Raw genomic sequence first — 2,746 nt, 5'->3', positions numbered from 1 at the left:
ATTAAGTAGTCGTATCGCTGCTCAACAAATTATTCTTAACAACGCCATGCCACAACAAAATAACCAAAATCAACCAAATAATCCTAGAAGACATTAAAATAATTAACTTTTTTGTATATTAAGTCAAAGACCTTTCATTATATAGGGTCTTTTTTTTATTTCAAAAAGATAAATGTAAATTTATGTTAATACACAGTAACTAAATTTTTGTCAATAATTTTATTTATATCCTTTCAAATAATAACTTTGAAATTAGATTTTTTTTATTGACAAAACATAGAAAATAACGTTTTCAACTTTTTATTATTTTCTTCATAATATGTTGTGTTAGGAGATTTTTTGGCACAATTATCAACCATATGAAAAATTTTTGGAGTATACGGATTTGTTTTTTATTTTCTCTTCTTTCATTATTGAATTGTTTATTCAACAGAAGCAAGGATATTGTAAATAAAATGAGATTTATGAAGTGATCAATTAAATACCAAGGAAAAATATAAGCTTTCGATGAAAATAAGTAAAATTCAGATAAAAGATGATAATATCTAAAAATTAAAAAAAGATTTTAAAAAGTGTTTACATAAAAATTATAACTAGTCAAATAGAATAAGTAAAAAACAAAATGTTTATTAAAAAAAATAAACAGTTGGGTTTTTTATATTGTATTTTTATTTCTTTTTAATGTTTGAGTTTATCTTAACTTTGGTTTATAGTTTTCTTAATTTGAAAATAACTACTGTTCAAATAACTAAAAATTAAAACAACAATAAATAAAAACCCATTTCTTACAAGACATAATTTGAAATAATTCCTTTTGCTACATTTTATTATTGTTGTAAAAATTTTTTGAATTAGTCATTCAAACATTTTTGAATTATTTATATTTTAAAATTTTAAAATATAAATAAAAAAAGAAATTCTTTTGTCATTTAATCTCCCTTTCTTAAAGGGATTGGAGACTTGGTTGAGTGATTATTTTTGGTCTAGAGGCGGAGAGGAGAGATGAATTTGATATTCCTGGAATTGGAATTTCCGGTTTATTAATAATATTATCGCTACCATCATTTATTTTTTTTGTTATTTGGATTTGAGTTTTTGGTGTCTTTTAGTTAATTAATACAATGTGTTCGATAGCAAATAATATTAAAATAAATGATGAAAATAATTTCGTGTTTTTTAGTGAAACGTATTTTTCTTTTTTCCGAAATACAAAACCATTTTATTTTTATTATATATATAATAAAAATAAAATTTCTCAAAAAGAGAGTTTTTGGTTTAAAATTAGTTTAGTTTATTTTTTGGGGAGAAGTAACGCTGAAATATCCAGATAAATAAATATTGTATTCATTAATCATAGTTGTTCCCAAATGAACCTAATATATTTCTCATCGATCAAAAAAAATTCCTTTTTTATATTTATAATCATAAGATGGTTTGTTAGATTATATTTGAGAATTAACACCAAAAATTTTATTTTTGCTGATGCTATAAATTTTTTTATTATTTCGTCTTAATTTTTCTCTAATTTTATAACTATTGTAGTAATTACCTATATTGTGTTCATCTGGTTTAAACTCGCATTGGTCTTTTCATTTTTGAAGTTGTTTTATATAGTTTGTTTGTTCATCTTTTTCTGTTTTGTTGTTATCATATGATTTATCATTTTAATCTGGAAGGGCTGATTTTGTTGTATATTTTATCAAAATAACGATAATAAGAGTTAAAATAAAAATAAAACAAAATTTTTTAATAGAAAATAAATTTTTTTAATTATTATATATAATTTTTTTCTTATTATTTTAAAAAATACATTAAAATACTACCTGCTACATTGACATTTAAGCTTTCTACATCCGTTGTTTCGATTTGTAAATGATAATGAGACATTTGTTCAATCATAGGAGTAATCCCTGTACCTTCATTCCCTACTACCAAAATACGTTGAGGATGATTCTTTAAAAAAGCGATATCCACATCTTTTAAACTTAAATTTTGTTGATGTACACAAGCACTAAAAATATAATAATTTTTTTGACATAAAGATAATAAAAAATTTTTAAGAATACCTCTTTCACAAAATAAATGAAACAAAGCGCCTTGACTAGCACGTAAAGTCTTTTCATGATAAAAATCTACTGATTGATGACTAAAAAAAACATGCTTAAAGCCAAAAGCACAAGCACTTCTTAATAAAACGCCAGCGTTACCTGGATCTTGTATATTATCTAAAACTAAAATTTTTGAACTTATAATAGGTTGATTCCACATACGACAAAGAGCTACTTGAGGATATAAAATTTTTTGTGGATGTAATTCTTTCATTAAAGCTGCTTTCATTAAGAGGCCTTTTTTATAAGGATCAATACTATATAAATTAATAATAATTTGTTTTTTTTCAGCTTCTTGGATCAAATGTTCGCCAAAAATTAAAAATTGTTGGTAAAAATCACGATATTTTTTCATAGTAAGTTTTTTTAATTTTTGAAACGTATGATTATTTTCAGATACAATCATAATGTTTTTTACTTTTTCCTTTGGATAATTCCTCATCAAACAATTCATAAAAGAATCATAAGTAAAAAAATGAATTGGTTTTTATTTAATTAATTAAATTTTACATTATAATATGAATTTTACCATTTAATAAATAAAATAACGTTAAAAAAAGCTATGCTAGAAAAAAGATAGCGTAGGATAATTTGATGTTTATATTTTTTCGAATGACGACATAACTCTAAATAACAAG

1 protein-coding gene is annotated in these 2,746 nt (G+C 22.7%); it reads right to left on the bottom strand.

From position 1 onward, the window contains the following. Nucleotides 1-1,794: 1,794 nt before the first annotated feature. Nucleotides 1,795-2,514 carry a TrmH family RNA methyltransferase gene (locus AlmWB_RS01300; RefSeq protein ID WP_050337317.1) on the bottom strand — a complete coding sequence of 240 codons (720 nt, stop codon included), beginning with the start codon at nt 2,512-2,514 and terminating at the stop codon, nt 1,795-1,797. Nucleotides 2,515-2,746 lie beyond the last annotated feature (232 nt).

Origin of the sequence: Candidatus Phytoplasma phoenicium, from assembly GCF_001189415.1 — a bacterium.
GTDB lineage: Bacteria > Bacillota_I > Bacilli_A > Acholeplasmatales > Acholeplasmataceae > Phytoplasma > Phytoplasma phoenicium.
This window is presented reverse-complemented; position numbering and strand designations above follow the sequence as displayed.